Here is a 17083-nt window from a genome sequence, read left to right as displayed (position 1 = left end):
ACAAGATGCTAGGGGATTTTTGTTTATTGCACAGACTCTTTTTCCTCAGTAACCGCATGTATTTTATTGTTTACCCATACAAATCCAATTCCGATACAAATAGAAATCCCCCAGCCAACAGCGGTCATAATAGCTCTCATTTCACCATATCCATCTACACCGAAAACAGAGATGAAATAGATTTTCAAGAAGCTTTTTAATATAAATTGAAGGCCGAAAAATAGTGTTAAATATTGCAGTGCTGGATATATACGACTATCATGATAAAGCTCACGGCTTTTATCACGATCATGACCTTGCAGTGCTGCGATATCAGCTGCGAAATATAACATGAGTGGTTTTTTTATAAAGATTGTACATATAACGATGCAGCCAAGTACGATATGATAATATGCATCATTCCATAGCATTCGTTCAGCCGACCCAGATATTAAGTCTACCGCTGTATTAGAAATAAGTGTAATTAAAATAAAGAACCCTGTAACGTTAAGCTGTTTTTCTTTTTTAAAGGTATACAGTGTATAAATAATCCCCGGAACAGAGGAAATTAACATTGCGTAATAAGGATCGATATAAGGTTTTGCAAATTTCCAAATGAGGAATGGGAATACGAGATAAAAGACAAGATCTAATATAGCTTTTTTATTTTGATTCATACATGGCCTCCTTAAGTCATACATATATTTTATAATATAATTTCTGAAAATTGTATAAGGTTAATAAAAAAAAGAAAAGTAGATGATTAGTAGATTAAAAAATTGCCCCTAGCGTAGTAAGTTTTTTTAGTATATAATAAAGGAAACGCTTTCATTTTTGGTTTGTTCACAAAATGGACGGAAAATCACATATTTACTATTGATATGTTGCTTTATAATGAAACCAATTAAATATACATGCATACAATATTGTGAAATAAATAACATAAATAATCTATATAAATGTAAACGTTATCAAAGAGAGAGGTGGAGACAATGAGTAAATTTTTCTTCAATCATAATCCAGCAACATTAGAGGATGGAAGACTTGTTAAGTATGCTGAAATTATTTATGGAGAAGGTGGCCGTTCTGTATTAGAAAATTTAATGGTGAAGGCATCTATCAGATTGCGTGATCGTTATCCGAATAAATCTGACGAACAGATCTCGAACCTCGTAAATCAAGGCATCCATGATATGTTTCAAAAATACGTGAATGAGTAAGAGCAGCTACTGGCTGCTCTTATTTTTTTGTATAAGGATTGTGCCTCTAGCTGAAAATAAAGATGCATTTTGAAACATGCAAAAAGGAGGCGAAAAAGATGAGTAATGGAATTGGTCGTTCAAAAGAGAATCTTCCAACTGATGCAAACCATGTAAGTGCAAAGGATCGTGCATATCAGAAACGTATGACAGAGAAAAAACAGCAAGAGCGCAATGAAGATAGAGAATAGGCTGGGAACATATTTTAAAAGAAGCTCCTTCAATCTGAAGGAGCTTTCTTTAAGATAGAAAATGATTTGCGGTAACATAAAAGAGACCACCGTTTATAATTTGTATTGTAATGCGTGGTTCGTATTGTTCTTGTAATGCTTGCTTTTCAATTTCATAGCTTTCTGGAAGTTCATCGCTATCTTCGTAAAATCGATTTAAAAGGTCTAAATCGTGATTCCAACGCACTCTCGCTTCTTTTGCCCACGTGTGGTCATCTTCAGCGATTATACTTTTTAAAGCATCCTCTATACGTTGTAAGCCACTTTGTGGCTTAATGATAGGTGAGAGGGTAAAACAAAAGTCAGGTATTTTCGGTGTGAGTTTGATCTCTGCTAAAGTGTCATGAAAGTTTGCAATCATTGTCCCGGAAATAAGATGAATACCGATGGAATGAAGTATGTCTTTTTTTCGGTCGCATTGATAAGATACTTTTATATTTACACCAAGCCAAGGATGAAGGGGGGTATGAGTTGCCCCGCTATGTTTCACTTCCTCATATAAACGTATGTATGAACCTAGTTCTTTTGTTGTTTCAAATATTTGATGCAAACGTGGTGAACCGTAATGAATAAGTTCACCGTCGTTTTCTTCGTTTTCCGGATTTGTAATAAGAGTAAGGCGCATCGGGTTCGGAACGCCTCCTGTTTTTTCAAGATAGTGCCAATAGAAAGGGCGGTTCATTAATAATTTATCCATTTCAATTGTTAACTGCACGTCTAATAGGTGAGGGGAACGTTCTAAAATTTCGCAGTTATTCGCCTCAAAAAAGTTATATAAGTAATTATGAATTTCATTTTGCTGCATAGTCTTGCACCTCTGCTTCATTGCGCTTCGCAAAATCGATAATAGATGTTAAATTTTCCATCTTGATTCGAATTTCACCTTCGCTTTTTGACTGCGCGAAAATTTCTTGAATATGCGCATCAATATTTTTCATGTTGATTCTCGTTAAAATTTCATCGAGTTCACCGATTACACGTTCAAATAAATTAATTTTTTCATATAGTAGTTTTAAAATGTGCTCTTCAACAGTGTGCTTTGTTGCTAAGTTATAAATGTGAACATCATTTTTTTGTCCAAGACGGTGAATACGTCCAATCCTTTGCTCGAGTCGCATTGGATTCCACGGTAAGTCGTAATTAATCATATGGCTACAAAATTGTAAGTTAATTCCTTCACCACCAGCTTCGGTCGCAATTAATACTTGGGCATGATTTTGGAAAAGCTCCTTCATCCAATCTTTCTTCCCGCGCTTAAATCCACCGCGAAATGGAACAGAGGAAATGCCATGTTGTTGTAAGAACCATTGTAAATACATTTGTGAAGCTCTATATTCAGTGAAGATAATGACTTTATCGTCAACTTCTTTTATAAGCTCTAGTGCTTTATTTGCTTTGGAGTTGAACGGAATATGATTAATTTTGTCCATCAGCACATCAATATGTGGGTCCTTTATGTAGTGCTCATTTTCTTTCTGTCTTTTTTCTACATGTTTTTTTAATGAATAGTAAACAGCTTCACGACTACTACATGCTTCCCGTTTTAAAGTTAAGGATGAGAAAGCAGATGTGACGGCATCTTGTCCACGCCAATTTTCAATTTCATTATACAAAGCTTGTTCTTCTTCATTGAATTCAACGAAGATTGTTCGTACATGCCTCTTCGGCCAATCAATGCCAGTGTTATTGCGTCTATTTCGAACCATTACTTTATTGATAAGAGCTTTTAAATCTTCATCGGATTCAGTGGAACGATTTTTAGAAGCGTAATATTCTTCAAAATTAGATTGATTGCCTAAATGACCTGGTTTTAATAAAGAAACGAGGTTGAAGATTTCATCGATTTTATTTTGAACAGGAGTTGCAGTTAGTAATAAACAAAACTTCTTTTTTAATCGCTGTGCAAATTCATAGTTTTTTGTTTTATTATTTTTTAGTTTATGTGCTTCATCGATAATAATAAGGTCATACTCCAGGTTTAAAACGATATCGCGATGCGGTGAACGTTTCGCAGTATCGATTGATGAAACGATGACATCAGCTTGTTCCCAAGAATAACTTTTCTTTTGAGCGACCGCAGGAATAAAAAATTTTGTGTTTAGTTCATACGCCCACTGAGATACGAGAGAAGCTGGAACGAGAATGAGTACCTTTTTTACAAGACCTCGAACCATATATTCTTTTAAAATAAGTCCAGCTTCAATCGTTTTTCCAAGTCCGACTTCGTCTGCTAGAATCGCTTTACCATTCATTTGTTCAATGACATTTTGAGCGACCTCTAATTGATGTGGAAGCGGCGTGAAATGTGATAAATGTTTCGGTGCTTGCAATCCATCAAAAGTAGGGACGAGTAACGATTTCTCTGTTTTATAAGCTAAATGATATAAATCCCAATTTGTCCAAGGGCCATCTTCATCAATTCTTTTTAAAAAATTATTTTGCCACGTTCGATCTACGGAAATATCGACATTCATTAAGACTCTCCCACCTTTTATAAACTAAAGTGATTATTAAAAAAATCTTTATTATAAGCCTTGTAATAAGGCGCTATCACAATTACTAAAAGTTAAAGAATAGACAACGATAAAGGTCTAAATCTTAAAAGTTGTATTTAATAGGATTAAGAATAAAAAATTCTAAATTATTTTTTATGCTAGAATATTGATGAAATATAGCGAATGATGTTAGGATAATGGTGTGAAATGTGTGGAATCTTTCGTATTTTATCCAAGAAAGCACTTTTTTATTTACGCTTTCATAAAAAAATATAGTGAGATTCCGTATATCCTATCTTTTCAGAATGAAAATGTTTAGATATGGGAAGCAACTTTTATTGATTTGTCAGAGCATAAGGGGGAAAGAGCATGATTACATTACAACGTACACCGTTATTTGATGTATACGCGAAGTATGGTGGGAAAACAGTCGACTTCGGTGGTTGGGAATTACCAGTTCAATTTTCAAGCATTAAAGAGGAACATGAAGCTGTACGTACAGGAGCAGGTTTGTTCGATGTATCTCATATGGGAGAAGTAGAGGTAAAAGGTGTAGATAGTTTAGCATTTTTACAACGTGTTGTTACAAATGACGTATCTACCTTAAAGGTAGGGGGCGCACAATATACAGCTATGTGCTATGAAAATGGTGGCACAGTAGATGATTTATTAATCTACAAACGTGGTGAAGAAGACTATTTATTAGTAATCAATGCGTCAAATATCGAGAAAGATTACGAATGGTTAGCTAGCCATGTAATTGGCGATGCGAAAGTAGTCAATGTTTCTAGTGAAGTTGCGCAGCTTGCAATTCAAGGACCAAAAGCAGAAGGCATTTTACAAAAAGTTGTGTCAGAAGATTTGAAAGAAATTAAGTTCTTTAAATTTAAAAATAATATTCTTGTAGATGGAATTCCTGCACTTGTATCTCGTACAGGTTACACAGGTGAAGATGGATTCGAAATTTACTGTAAGAGTGAAGATGCAGCAAAACTTTGGGAGAAACTTCTTGAAGTGGGAGCAGAAGAGGGCTTAAAACCATGTGGCTTAGGTGCTCGTGATACACTTCGCTTCGAAGCAACACTTCCGTTATACGGACAAGAGTTATCAAAAGATATTACACCGATTGAAGCGGGAATTGGCTTTGCGGTAAAACCAAATAAAGAAGCAGATTTCTTTGGAAAAGAAACGTTAAAAGAGCAAAAAGAAAACGGTGCATCTCGTAAATTAGTCGGCATCGAAGTAATCGAACGCGGTATTCCTCGTACGCATTACCCTGTATTTATAGGAGAAGAAAAAATCGGGGAAGTAACGAGTGGTACACAATCTCCAACGTTAAAGAAAAGCATTGGTTTAGCACTAATTGATGTAAAATACGCAGCAGTTGATACAGAAGTAGAAATTGAAATTCGTAATAAACGCGTCAAAGCAGTAGTTGTTCCAACACCATTTTATAAACGTTCAAAGTAACGGGGAGAGGGGTAGATTTCATGTTGCATCGTTATCTTCCAATGACAGAAGAAGACAAAAAAGAAATGTTACAAACGATCGGCGTTCAAACGATCGACGAATTATTCTCTGATATTCCAGAGAGTGTTCGTTTTAAAGGGGATTTAAAAATTAAAGAAGCAAAATCAGAGCCAGAGCTTTTAAAAGAGTTATCTCAAATGGCTAGTAAAAATGCTAATTTAAAAGAATATGCTTCTTTCTTAGGAGCAGGTGTATACGATCATTACGCTCCAGTAATTGTTGATCATGTTATTTCTCGTTCAGAGTTTTATACAGCTTACACACCATACCAACCAGAAATTTCACAAGGGGAATTACAAGCAATTTTTGAATTCCAAACAATGATTTGTGAATTGACAGGAATGGATGTAGCAAACTCTTCTATGTATGACGGAGGTACAGCTTTAGCTGAAGCGGCAATGCTAGCAGCTGGTCATACTCGCAAAAAGAAAATTCTTGTATCTAAGGCAGTTCATCCAGAATCAAGAGCGGTACTTGAAACATATGCAAAAGGTCAAAATCTTGAAGTTGTTGAAATTGATCATAAAAACGGTGTAACAGATTTAGAAGTATTACAAAGTGAAGTAGATGATACAGTTGCTTGTGTAATCGTTCAATATCCAAACTTCTTCGGACAAGTGGAAAAGTTAGCTGATATCGAAAAAATCGTTCATCAACAAAAATCATTATTTATCGTTTCTTCAAATCCATTATCATTAGGCGCATTAACACCGCCAGGAAAATTCGGTGCTGATGTTGTAATCGGTGATGCACAACCATTCGGTATCCCAACGCAGTTTGGTGGACCGCACTGTGGTTACTTTGCAACAACGAAAGCATTTATGCGTAAAATTCCAGGACGTCTTGTCGGACAAACTGTAGATTCAGATGGTAAACGTGGATTTGTATTAACGTTACAAGCACGTGAACAGCATATTCGCCGTGATAAAGCGACGTCTAACATTTGTTCAAACCAAGCGTTAAATGCATTAGCAGCTTCTGTTGCAATGACGGCACTTGGCAAACAAGGTGTAAAAGAAATGGCACGTCAAAACATTTCTAAAGCACAATATGCAAAACGTCAATTCGAAGCGAAAGGCTTCACTGTAACGTTCGCTGGACCATTCTTTAATGAATTTGTGGTAGATTGCAAACGTCCAGTTAAAGAAATAAATGATGTATTAATACAAAAGAATATTATCGGTGGTTACGACCTAGGCCGTGATTATAAAGAGCATGAAAATCATATGCTTGTAGCAGTAACAGAGCTTCGTACAAAAGAGGAAATTGACACACTTGTAAACGAAATGGGGGCTATCCAATGAAGAACCAAGACCAAGCACTTATTTTTGAAGTGACTAAAGAAGGACGCGTAGGATATAGCTTACCCAAATTAGATGTAGAAGAAGTAAAATTAGAAGATGTGTTTGAGAGTGATTATATTCGAGTAGAAGATGCAGAGCTTCCAGAAGTATCTGAACTTGATATTATGCGCCATTACACAGCGCTTTCAAACCGTAACCACGGTGTGGATTCAGGATTCTATCCACTTGGGTCTTGTACGATGAAGTATAATCCTAAAATTAATGAAAACGTAGCTCGTTTCGCAGGATTTGCAAATATTCATCCACTTCAAGATGAAAAGACAGTGCAAGGTGCAATGGAATTAATGTATGACTTACAAGAACATTTAATTGAAATTACAGGTATGGATACTGTTACGTTACAACCAGCAGCTGGTGCACACGGAGAATGGACAGGATTAATGTTGATTCGTGCATATCATGAAGCGAACGGTGACTTTAACCGTACGAAAGTAATTGTTCCTGACTCTGCTCACGGAACAAACCCGGCGTCTGCAACAGTAGCTGGTTTTGAAACAATTACGGTGAAATCAAATGAACATGGTCTTGTTGACTTAGATGATTTAAAACGTGTTGTAAACGAAGAAACAGCAGCACTTATGTTAACAAATCCAAATACATTAGGCCTATTCGAAGAAAATATTTTAGAAATGGCAGAAATCGTCCATAACGCAGGCGGTAAATTATACTATGATGGTGCAAACTTAAATGCGGTATTAAGCCAAGCGCGCCCAGGAGATATGGGATTTGACGTTGTTCATTTAAACCTTCATAAAACATTTACAGGTCCGCATGGCGGCGGTGGTCCAGGTTCTGGTCCAGTAGGTGTGAAAGCTGATTTAATTCCGTACTTACCAAAACCGATTTTGGAGAAAACAGAAAGTGGCTATCATTTCAACTATGATCGTCCAGAAGCAATTGGGCGTGTGAAACCATTCTATGGTAACTTCGGAATTAACGTTCGTGCATACACATATATTCGTTCTATGGGCCCAGATGGCTTGCGTGCAGTAACTGAGTATGCTGTATTAAATGCGAACTATATGATGAGAAGATTAGCACCATTCTATGATCTTCCGTTCGATAGACATTGCAAGCATGAATTTGTATTATCAGGTCGTCGTCAAAAGAAACTTGGTGTACGTACATTAGATATTGCAAAACGTCTGCTTGATTTCGGTTACCATCCACCAACAATTTACTTCCCATTAAATGTGGAAGAATGTATTATGATTGAGCCAACAGAAACAGAATCAAAAGAAACATTAGATGGTTTCATTGATAAGATGATTCAAATTGCTAAAGAGGTAGAAGAAAATCCAGAAGTTGTACAAGAAGCACCACATACAACAGTAATAAAACGTTTAGATGAAACATTGGCTGCTCGTAAACCAGTTTTACGTTATGAAAAGCTAGCACCTGTACAAGTGTGATTGGAAAAAAAGAACTCGCTATATGCGGGTTCTTTTTTTTGCAAAATTGGTGTGGCTAGAATGAAAAAATGTTGAAAATTTATATTTTTTGTTTCATATTGCTGTAAAGATGCGGTTTTATAGGTGATTTTGTTGAAAAAGTCGGTTTGATAAAAGTATTTATTTTTGTTAGAATTTTATTGAAATTAAGAAGATGTGATGAGGTAGAAATTACTCATTTTTATGTATATGTGAAAAAACGAGCAAGACGGGGGTGGAAGTGTGGGATATCGATGTTATAGAATGGTATACCATTTAGAAAATGGAGAAACAATTAAAGATGTAAAAGAATTTTGTTACCGAGACCAAGGGAAAGTGTTAGAAAGAGTAGCGCACCGTGTAATGGATAATAGAGAAGTGACAGCGATTGATAAACAAGGAACAATCATTTCAATAGCGTGTGAGGACATTGTAAAGGTAGAACTTGATTACATAACAGAAAGTTAACCTTGAGTCATATCGAATTATTCGATACAATATACTGTTGAATGGTGAAGAGAGAAGAGAGGAGTTTATCATGGGTAATACAAGACACTTTTATATGTTTATTTTAGCGTTTGTTCTTGTTGTGGCGTTAACGATTTATTTAATTGTTGATAGCAGCTGGTACAATACAGTTCATCCAGCATTCCTTCTTTTTATGTATGTAGGAATTGCGGTTGTTAGTTTCGGAATGAGAGACGAAATGTTAGATCGCTTTGAAAAGTGATACATATACGAAAGACCAACAGGAAAATGTTGGTCTTTTTTTCTTGCCAAAAATAGGATGTTGTGTATATACTGTGTATACAAGGTATATACAGTATATACACACACTGGAGGAAAACATGAATATTATTATTTCGAATTCTTCCCAAGACCCTATTTATGTGCAAATAAGAAAACAATTAAGCCAGCTTATTTTAAATGGTGGTTTAAAGGGTGGAGACCAATTACCGTCTATTCGTAGCTTAGCGAAGGAATTACAAATTAGTGTAATTACAACGAAGCGTGCATACGAGGAGCTTGAAAAAGAAGGATATATAGAAACTGTTGCTGGGAAGGGGACATATGTTTCACGTAAAAATAATGAACTATTAAAAGAACAGCGGCTACGTCTATTGGAAAGTAAAGTGGAAGAGATTGTGAATGAAAGTAAAGTGTTGCAGCTTTCACTGGAAGAGTTGCAACAGATGATTGCGTGTTTATACAAGGGGGAATAAGAGATGTTAGAGCTAAAAAACGTTTGTAAAACTTATCAAGATTTCTCAGTGAAAAATGTAAGTTTTACATTGCCACGTGGATATATTATGGGATTTATCGGACCGAATGGAGCTGGAAAAAGTACGACGATCAAAATGATTATGAATTTAATCAGAAAAGAGAGCGGTGATATAAAAATTTTTGGTAAGGACAATAAGAAAGCCGAAAAGGAAATAAAACAAAATATCGGTTTTGTATATGATGAAAATCATTATTACGAAGATTTAACGTGTGAGCAAATGAAACGGATTATTGCACCGTTATATAAAAAGTGGGACGAAAAGCAGTATCAATCGTATATGCAGAGATTACAAGTTCCAACGTATAAAAAGATTAAAGAGTTATCCAAAGGGATGAAAATGAAATTTGCGATTGCAATCGCACTTTCACACCATGCGGAATTCATTATTATGGATGAACCAACAGCAGGATTAGATCCAGTTGTCCGAAGTGAATTACTTGATATGCTGCAAGAGATTGTAATGGAAGATGAAGTATCTGTATTATTCTCAACGCACATTACAACAGATTTAGAGCGCATCGCGGATTATATTACGTTCATCAATGATGGAGAAATTATATTTGCTGGTGAGAAAGATGAATTAATGGAGAACTACGTAATCGTAAAGGGAAGTAATGATTTATTAGATCGAGAAGGAAAAGAACTATTTGTTGGATTACGAAAAAATAAATTTGGTTTTGAAGGTTTAGCAGAGGATAGACAAGCAATTATAGACTGGTTTGGGCAAGAAGTAATATTAGAAAAACCGACCTTGGATGATATCATCGTTTACACTGCGAAAGGGAGAGGTGCCTATGCTTCAGCTCATATATAAAGATTTATTCTTTTTTCGGGTAACTTGGTTAGTGAATCTGAGTATGCCTCTTTTATTCTTTATATTAGAGCCAGATGGTGAAATGTTATTTCCGATGAGCTGTCTATTTATAACTCTTTCCTCCGTTATGACGTTAATCTTTATGGATGAAAGGAATAAAAGTGACATTATTATAAATATTTTACCGTTAAGCAGAAAGGATATCATTATTGCTAGATATATTTCCTGTGCAATATTCATTGTAGGGGGCATGGTTTCCACTATGCTAGTTGTTTTTCTTATAAGAGGTATCGCTGTTATTGATGATATCGGTGCATATCATCCTAATTTGTATATTGAAATTCCGTGGTATGGAGTAGTAAATGGGGCTGTTTACGCTTTGGTTTTTGTTGCGGCATTTTTTCCTAGTTATTACGGAACGAAATCAAAGATAGCAAGGAGTATATTGTCAGGAGCATCGATGGCAGTAGGTGGAATTGCATGGATATTTATAGGGGATGGTCTGAACGAAACAGCACCATCATTCATTAATTGGATTATGAATCCATCACATCTTGGCGTATTTATAGCTGGAGGAATTATATTGGCTAGTGTATATATCGCTTCTATGTTTCTAACAATTAAAATTTATGGATCGCGTGATTTATAGAGAGGGGAATTTGCATGAAACAGTTGATTTTGAAGGAGTTTTTCTTACAAAGAAAAATGTTTCTCATCTATTTAATCTTGCCAATATACGGAGCATTCCAAAGCTCTATAGAACCATTTCAATTGGCGTATGTTTGTTTTGTTATATGTCTTTCAATGATTTCAATTTCTTTATCAGTTGAAGAAAAAAATAACACAGAAAAAATATTAGTGAGTTTACCTTTTACTAGAAGAGACATTGTTATTGCGAAATACATGACTACTGTATTTTTTATTGCATTTAGTCTAGTTGTTACATTTGTTTTCTTTGTACTACCTGTATTTGTATTAAGAGAAAATATAAATATTCCGTGGTATGCATTATTTATAGCTATTTTCTTTTCCGTTCTTTATGCTGTTATGATCCTCCCCATAAAATATAGTGGGGATAAGCGAACGGTTACTATCCTTGGAGTAGTTATATTTTTTCTTCTAATAGGCTTGTTAGGGTTTATGTGCAATATATTTGCTGATGAAAGGCTTCTGTTAATGTTTTTTCAATCGTCAGATGTGATGCTAGTTATAAGTATTTTAAGTATAGTGGCATGTTTAAGTTATTTCATCTCAATGCTTTTTTCAATTGCGATTTTTAAAGAGAAGGAGCTTTAATAATTGTATATTTGATTAATAAGAAAAAATGTTTAATGTTGCGAGATGCCACTAGGAGGTGTAACAAATGATCAAGCAACTAGTTTTAAAAGATATGATGTTGCAAAAAAAATTAAGCTTTGTGTATCTAATATGCTTGCTTTTCCTTCTCATTGTTGATTTTCGTAGTGATAGTTTTCTGATGACATTTAGCATGTTTATACCTGTTCTTGGAATGATGCTGTCAATGAGTTATGAGGATAAAAATAAAAGTGAAATGATAATAAATAGTTTACCGTTGCAGCGTGAAGAAATTGTCATAGCGAAATACATATTTGTAAGTATTTTAGTTGCTTTAGGTGGGATTTTCCCATTTGCTGTTAGTTTAATCCAGTTGCAAAACGAAAATACAACTGTATTTATTCTATGGGGAGCGATTCTCGGAGGAATAACAGGTGGTTTTGTTTATAGCATAATTGTGCTCCCGATTGAATTTGCAGTAGGGTACAACAGCGCAAAACAAATTGCTCCTTTTATCGGAATCGCATTTGGGTATTTAAGTGGACTGATTGTAAGTAAAGTATGGTTAAGTGTAGAAAATGCTTGGAACACTAGTATATTCATAAATATTTGTTTCATAGCAGGGCTGCTTCTTTTATATATCATGTCTATGTTATTCTCAATTAATTTGTATAGTGAGCGTGATTTGTAAGAGAGAGGAGAATAGTGTTGAAACAACTAATTTTAAAAGATTTCATCATTCAATGGAAATTTTTAATGTGGTACATACTGTATCCTGTTTTCTTTTATATGGCTTTAACAGATACGGAAAATCTGTTCATAATTATGTCAGTAATTATTACAATTGGGGCAACAGTAAAAACATTTGAAGCAGATAGTAAAGATGAGAGTGAAGTTATAGTAAATAGTTTGCCAATATTGAGAAAACGAATTGTGTATGCGAAATATATAGTAGCAATTATTATTCTTTTTATAAGCGTAACGGTCGGTTGTTTCACGATGGGAATGAAGAGTGGGGTTAACCTATTTGAATTTATCGAAACGACAATGGTTGCTAGTATTAGCTTTATTTTAGTGTATTTAAGCTTTGTTTTACCGATATCGTTTTGGCTAGGGTATAAAAAAACTATTTTTATTACGATAGTAATATTCATGGCGCCGATTGTTATTTTAGAAACTTTGTTTCAAATCAACCTGGAACAAATTCAACTATACAACAGCGTGTTATTCGTTAGTTCAATTTGCATGTTCATAGTATCTATCTTCGTTTCAGTGAAATTGTATGAGAAGAGAGAATTTTAAAAGGTGCCTCATAAAAGGCACCTTTTTCAATAACGGCAATACGAGAGCAAAAGTTTATAAACAGAAAGGCTATTAGGCACATCTTTCGGAGTATGTAATATAAAGCTGAAAACGATAACGAAAATGAGAAAGAGGAAAAATAAAAACAGGATTTGCTTATGTATAGAATTCTGCATACTATCCACTCCTTTTTTAGGTAGTATGTCCAAAGGAAAGAAGGGTATGAAAAATTTTAGGAGGGAGAATGATGAACAAAAGAAGATGGTTATATAGAATAGGGGTACTTTTATTTTCAAGTGGTCTCATATTAGCAAATTTTTACTCAGATATACCATCGCCATTTCCTAATTTGCATAAAGGGATTGGTATAAGTATTGTCATAGCTGGTCTGCTTTGTCTGATCGCATCAAACTTCTATAGAAAATCTGAATGAATATAAAGTGAAACTTTAATCAGTGGGGTTTTGTCCATCCCCACTGATTATTAGCCCACACCAATCGGGCGTTTACGGGCAGCCCGACTCCCACCTAACTCCCTCGCATTCGCCGAATTTTGAGGTGGGGGTCTTACTATAAAAAAAGGACAGTTACTTCTTTTCAGAAGAACTGTCCTTTTTAAATAACTTGTTCCATAGCTTGGCGATACTCCATATAATCACGATTGTAATGGAGGCAATAATTGACCAAGCGATAGATGCAATTTCAAGTGCCATGTTAGGAAGGAATGTAAGAATGAATAGTACTTTATGAAACAACCATTCTATTATATGAAAACTTATTTGTAATAGAATGACGATCCCGAGTGTAATCCATGCTAAGATTTGTTTTCCTTTTTCTTTCCACATGACATTCACCTCACGTTAGCCTAATAATTTTAAGCCAACAGCGCCGCATAGAATGCAGCTTAAGAAGGCAAGGCGACGCCAATCCGCTGACTCGCGGAAAATAAGAATACCGAGAAGTGCACTTCCGGCAGTTCCGATTCCAGTCCAAATTGCGTAAGCAGTTCCCATCGGTAATGTGTTCATTGCAAGAGATAAGAAGAAGAAGCTTACGCCAAAGTTAGCGATTAAAATAACTTTTGGTGCCCAGCCTTTCTTTTCAGTGGCTACTTTCATAAAGAGTACACCAACAATTTCACAAATACCAGCTAGAATTAAAAATACCCAAGCCATTTTATGCGGCCTCCTTCGCTTCTTTTTCTTCTGTTACTCGTTTTAAACCAATTACTCCGAAGAAGATTAAACCAATTAATAAAACTTTTACGATAGAGAAAGGTTCTCCGAAGATGAAAATCTCTGTAAGAACGATTCCACCAGCTCCAATTCCTGTAAAGACTGCGTATACAGTGCCGACAGGTAAATCTTTATATGCTCTAAATAATAAGACGAAACTAATTGTAATTAATAGAGCAACACCAGCCCACTCAAGTGGTGCCTCCGCTTTTTTAAGTCCAATAACCCAAAAAATTTCAATAATACCAGCTATGATTACATAAATCCATGCCATATGTCATTTCTCCTTCCTACCAGTCGTTAGGTAAAGGGCTTAAAAACGACGCATTGCAAAGGAGCAATCCGTCAGTTTGAAAGTCCGCGCCAAAATACTTTCCAAGAAGCTTCTAAACGTGTCTCAAAACGATTTAAACCTGCGTATAGTAGTTCAACCATAAGGCCGTCAAGTAAGCATAAAAAAGCCTCCAAAGCGTCTTTTACTTCAATGTTATGCAGTTCATCTTGTTCGCTTGCTCTTTTAAACACAGGGAATAAAAGTTTTCCGACATTTTCAATGTGTACATTCGCTTTATCAATAATTTGTTCGCGAAATGCATCCGGCGGAAAATAAGAAGTTCGTAACCAAAACATTGATTCTTCACTTTCACCAAATCGTTTTGCATAACCTTTTAACAGATTTACTAGCAATTCTTCAGTAGACGATTTTGAAAAATTTTCGATATCGTCAGTGAAGCTTTGTAAATCTTTTTGAAGAGCGGATTCTAAGCATGTAAAATATAGCTCTTCTTTTCCTTTAAAGTGTGCGTAAATCGATGGTTTTTTAATCCCAACTTCTTGAGCAATATTTGCTAATGAAGTTCCTTCGTAGCCGTAGCGCGCGAAATGAGAAAGTGCTACAGCTTTAATGCGGTTTGCTGTCATTTTCATCCCCTACCTACCGTTCGTTAGGTTCATTATATGAGATGGAAAATATAAAGTCAATAGGGGAAGAGCTGAAAAAGAGCGCAATAGGTAACGCTCTTTTTAGACAGTATCTCGCTCAATTAAATGGAATGAAAGCTCTTTTGCGTTCCCGACAATTTGCTCGTTCTGAATCTGTTTATGGAATAAAGAAAAAGCATGTGAGCCCATTGCGAGACCAGGATGCTCAATAGTTGAAATTTCTAACGCCTTTGAAATTTCATGATTATCAAATCCAAGGATAGCAAGGTCTTCAGGAACGCGAATGCCATGTTTTCGCGCCTCTGTTAATAAACCAGCAGCTACTTGATCGTTCGCTGTGAAAATAGCGGTTGGACAATTTTTCATGTTTAAAATACGATGAAGTATTTTTGCCCCGTCCTGCATCGTATAACATTGATGAAAAATCCAATCAGGGTGTACTGTTTTTCCTTCGTGACGAAGAGTATCGGCGAAAGCTTTTTCACGCTCGATTGAATTAACACTTGTTTTTCTTGCTAAACAAATGCCGATTTTTTCATGACCTTTACTGAGTAAATAGGAAGTACCAAGGCGGAATCCTTCGTAATGATCTACATAGACAGATGAAATGAGGGGATGGTTCATTTTTTCACATGAAATAATAGGAGCAAATTTTGCGAACGGTTCAATTTGTTCCCATGAACTCGTGCGAGAGCAAATAATCATCCCGTCAAATTGTTTCATTTTCATCATTTCAAGAACGCGAATTTCTTCAATACTATCGTAATTCGTTTGGCATAAATTAATATGATATCCAGCTGCTAACGCTTCGTTTCCGATTCCTTCAATGATCGTGCTAAAGTACGGAAGATTAATAAAAGGTAGCATAACCCCGATTGTATACGTTTTTCCCTTTATTAAATGGATAGCATTTATATTTTTTGCATAGTTCAATTCTTCAACTGCATCTAAAACACGCTTACGCTTTTCTTCTTTTACGTAAGGATGATTATTAAGAACACGAGAAACAGTTGATATAGATACACCAGCAGTTTTTGCAATTTGTTTTATATTGGCCATATGTATCACCTCTTTACTTAATTATAAGGGGAAAATAATAAGAATGAAAAAAATCTTGACCTGAAAAGCTTTTCACAATCTATGTTATAAGCATGACTTCTGTTATTCGCGTAACCTTTTTATTTGGGCGTAAGAATAGCGAGGTCTTTTTTGTATGTCTGCAAAGAATTTTTGTCAAAATGTGTGAGAATAACGTGGAAAGTTTTCGGAGGAGGCGTTTGATAACGAAGCGAATAGAAGAGAGTATAAACGCTTCGCTCGTTAAGAGAGCGGCATGAAAGGGCGGAAACAAATTGAAAAAAGGAATCATTTGTTTCGTGTTTTCTAGTGTAATACTTAGCTCATGTTCATTTCAGCAAACGATGCAAGAAGAAAAAACATTTGTAGGAACAACAGGAGGGGCTAAGGACCGTGTTACTGATCCGATTCCCCTAAAGGAACTTCCAAAATATTTTCCGGCAAAGTTTAAAGTTCCAACGTTTTTACCTTATGACATTACGAGTGATGTGAAGGGAGAGGTAAGAACGATGGGAAAGAAGAATGCTGTCTTAACGATTAAATATAAGCAACAAGAGAAAGGAAGGCACGATTATATAGAATTAACAGTGGCCAACTTTTCTTACAGTTTTCCATACCTCGTAGAAGAGAATCGATTTCAAGAACAAATGAAATTGAATAATGGAGCACCTGCTTATTTTAAAAATAAGGATGATTACGAGCGAGGGGACGAATTTGCTACGCTTATATGGAAAGAGAAGGGGATTGAATATCAGCTATTATATCGTAATGTAGATGAGAAAGCTGAAGATGTGATTAAACAAAATCTGCTGTACATTGCGAACAATATGGAATGAAAAAACTAGC

General features: G+C 35.4%; 24 protein-coding genes. 15 read left to right on the top strand and 9 right to left on the bottom strand.

Annotated elements, in window-relative coordinates; all coding sequences use genetic code 11:
• Positions 1-23 precede the first annotated feature (23 nt).
• Together I6L50_RS27025 and I6L50_RS27020 are read right to left on the bottom strand one after the other, a co-directional pair.
• The gene (locus tag I6L50_RS27025; RefSeq protein WP_219303531.1) at positions 24-656 is read right to left on the bottom strand and encodes a VC0807 family protein; all 633 of its coding nucleotides are present in this window, start codon (positions 654-656) and stop codon (positions 24-26) included.
• A 126-nt stretch (positions 657-782) separates the two neighbouring features.
• Positions 783-899: a GTP pyrophosphokinase gene (locus tag I6L50_RS27020; protein ID WP_080019198.1), complete on the bottom strand. Its 117-nt coding sequence runs from the start codon at positions 897-899 to the stop codon at positions 783-785.
• A gap of 72 nt (positions 900-971) precedes the next feature.
• Here I6L50_RS27020 and I6L50_RS27015 point away from each other — a divergent pair, with 72 nt between their 5' ends.
• Together I6L50_RS27015 and I6L50_RS35035 are read left to right on the top strand one after the other, a co-directional pair.
• Positions 972-1199: a hypothetical protein gene (locus I6L50_RS27015; protein WP_000032698.1), complete on the top strand. Its 228-nt coding sequence runs from the start codon at positions 972-974 to the stop codon at positions 1197-1199.
• A 98-nt stretch (positions 1200-1297) separates the two neighbouring features.
• On the top strand, positions 1298-1429 hold the full coding sequence (locus tag I6L50_RS35035; protein ID WP_002088613.1) for a hypothetical protein: 132 nt from the start codon (positions 1298-1300) through the stop codon (positions 1427-1429).
• Between the two features lie 49 nt (positions 1430-1478).
• Here the strand turns inward: I6L50_RS35035 and I6L50_RS27010 are convergent, their stop codons facing one another.
• Together I6L50_RS27010 and I6L50_RS27005 are read right to left on the bottom strand one after the other, a co-directional pair.
• Positions 1479-2273, bottom strand: coding sequence for a YqhG family protein (locus tag I6L50_RS27010; RefSeq protein ID WP_002088611.1), 795 nt, complete (start codon positions 2271-2273; stop codon positions 1479-1481).
• On the bottom strand, positions 2260-3942 hold the full coding sequence (locus tag I6L50_RS27005; protein ID WP_002015016.1) for a DEAD/DEAH box helicase: 1683 nt from the start codon (positions 3940-3942) through the stop codon (positions 2260-2262). The genes I6L50_RS27010 and I6L50_RS27005 overlap by 14 nt, the downstream gene beginning before the upstream one ends.
• A gap of 390 nt (positions 3943-4332) precedes the next feature.
• Here I6L50_RS27005 and gcvT point away from each other — a divergent pair, with 390 nt between their 5' ends.
• From gcvT to I6L50_RS26945, 12 genes are all read left to right on the top strand, one after another.
• Positions 4333-5433 (top strand): glycine cleavage system aminomethyltransferase GcvT, encoded by a 1101-nt coding sequence (gene gcvT, locus I6L50_RS27000; protein ID WP_002034013.1) that lies wholly within the window; start codon positions 4333-4335, stop codon positions 5431-5433.
• A gap of 20 nt (positions 5434-5453) precedes the next feature.
• Positions 5454-6797, top strand: a complete 1344-nt coding sequence (gene gcvPA, locus I6L50_RS26995; protein WP_113935573.1) for an aminomethyl-transferring glycine dehydrogenase subunit 1 — start codon at positions 5454-5456, stop codon at positions 6795-6797.
• On the top strand, positions 6794-8269 hold the full coding sequence (gene gcvPB, locus I6L50_RS26990) for an aminomethyl-transferring glycine dehydrogenase subunit 2 (protein ID WP_219303530.1): 1476 nt from the start codon (positions 6794-6796) through the stop codon (positions 8267-8269). The genes gcvPA and gcvPB overlap by 4 nt, the downstream gene beginning before the upstream one ends.
• A 282-nt stretch (positions 8270-8551) precedes the next feature.
• Positions 8552-8755, top strand: a complete 204-nt coding sequence (locus tag I6L50_RS26985; protein ID WP_000262495.1) for a DUF3929 family protein — start codon at positions 8552-8554, stop codon at positions 8753-8755.
• 70 nt (positions 8756-8825) lie between these two features.
• A complete protein-coding gene (locus tag I6L50_RS26980; protein WP_002088608.1) occupies positions 8826-9017 on the top strand; it encodes a hypothetical protein in 192 nt (63 codons plus the stop codon).
• 118 nt (positions 9018-9135) lie between these two features.
• The gene (locus I6L50_RS26975; protein ID WP_002190660.1) at positions 9136-9510 is read left to right on the top strand and encodes a GntR family transcriptional regulator; all 375 of its coding nucleotides are present in this window, start codon (positions 9136-9138) and stop codon (positions 9508-9510) included.
• A 3-nt stretch (positions 9511-9513) separates the two neighbouring features.
• Positions 9514-10386, top strand: a complete 873-nt coding sequence (locus I6L50_RS26970; protein WP_113734232.1) for an ABC transporter ATP-binding protein — start codon at positions 9514-9516, stop codon at positions 10384-10386.
• Positions 10367-11035: an ABC-2 transporter permease gene (locus I6L50_RS26965; protein WP_219303529.1), complete on the top strand. Its 669-nt coding sequence runs from the start codon at positions 10367-10369 to the stop codon at positions 11033-11035. Before I6L50_RS26970 ends, I6L50_RS26965 begins: the two co-directional genes overlap by 20 nt.
• 14 nt (positions 11036-11049) lie before the next feature.
• Positions 11050-11682, top strand: coding sequence for an ABC-2 transporter permease (locus tag I6L50_RS26960; protein WP_107886353.1), 633 nt, complete (start codon positions 11050-11052; stop codon positions 11680-11682).
• Between the two features lie 67 nt (positions 11683-11749).
• A complete protein-coding gene (locus tag I6L50_RS26955; protein ID WP_219303528.1) occupies positions 11750-12373 on the top strand; it encodes an ABC-2 transporter permease in 624 nt (207 codons plus the stop codon).
• A 14-nt stretch (positions 12374-12387) separates the two neighbouring features.
• On the top strand, positions 12388-12984 hold the full coding sequence (locus tag I6L50_RS26950) for an ABC-2 transporter permease (protein ID WP_219303527.1): 597 nt from the start codon (positions 12388-12390) through the stop codon (positions 12982-12984).
• 247 nt (positions 12985-13231) lie between these two features.
• Complete coding sequence (locus I6L50_RS26945) at positions 13232-13417, top strand: hypothetical protein (RefSeq protein ID WP_219303526.1); 186 nt, start codon at positions 13232-13234, stop codon at positions 13415-13417.
• A gap of 153 nt (positions 13418-13570) precedes the next feature.
• Here I6L50_RS26945 and I6L50_RS26940 read toward each other — a convergent pair whose 3' ends face one another.
• The 5 genes from I6L50_RS26940 to I6L50_RS26920 all read right to left on the bottom strand — a co-directional run bounded on the left by I6L50_RS26940 (position 13571) and on the right by I6L50_RS26920 (position 16219).
• Positions 13571-13828 (bottom strand): DUF3975 family protein, encoded by a 258-nt coding sequence (locus I6L50_RS26940; protein ID WP_088034289.1) that lies wholly within the window; start codon positions 13826-13828, stop codon positions 13571-13573.
• A 15-nt stretch (positions 13829-13843) separates the two neighbouring features.
• Complete coding sequence (locus I6L50_RS26935) at positions 13844-14158, bottom strand: DMT family transporter (RefSeq protein WP_002015033.1); 315 nt, start codon at positions 14156-14158, stop codon at positions 13844-13846.
• A gap of 1 nt (position 14159) precedes the next feature.
• On the bottom strand, positions 14160-14492 hold the full coding sequence (locus I6L50_RS26930; RefSeq protein WP_000312339.1) for a DMT family transporter: 333 nt from the start codon (positions 14490-14492) through the stop codon (positions 14160-14162).
• Between the two features lie 71 nt (positions 14493-14563).
• Positions 14564-15145: a TetR/AcrR family transcriptional regulator gene (locus I6L50_RS26925; RefSeq protein ID WP_002034003.1), complete on the bottom strand. Its 582-nt coding sequence runs from the start codon at positions 15143-15145 to the stop codon at positions 14564-14566.
• 96 nt (positions 15146-15241) lie between these two features.
• Positions 15242-16219, bottom strand: coding sequence for a LacI family DNA-binding transcriptional regulator (locus I6L50_RS26920; RefSeq protein WP_219303525.1), 978 nt, complete (start codon positions 16217-16219; stop codon positions 15242-15244).
• Between the two features lie 317 nt (positions 16220-16536).
• Here I6L50_RS26920 and I6L50_RS26915 point away from each other — a divergent pair, with 317 nt between their 5' ends.
• Positions 16537-17073, top strand: a complete 537-nt coding sequence (locus tag I6L50_RS26915; protein ID WP_002129065.1) for a hypothetical protein — start codon at positions 16537-16539, stop codon at positions 17071-17073.
• The last annotated feature ends 10 nt before the right edge of the window (positions 17074-17083 follow it).

The organism is Bacillus sp. FDAARGOS_1420 (assembly GCF_019344915.1).
In the GTDB taxonomy this organism is placed as follows: domain Bacteria; phylum Bacillota; class Bacilli; order Bacillales; family Bacillaceae_G; genus Bacillus_A; species Bacillus_A mycoides.
This window is presented reverse-complemented; position numbering and strand designations above follow the sequence as displayed.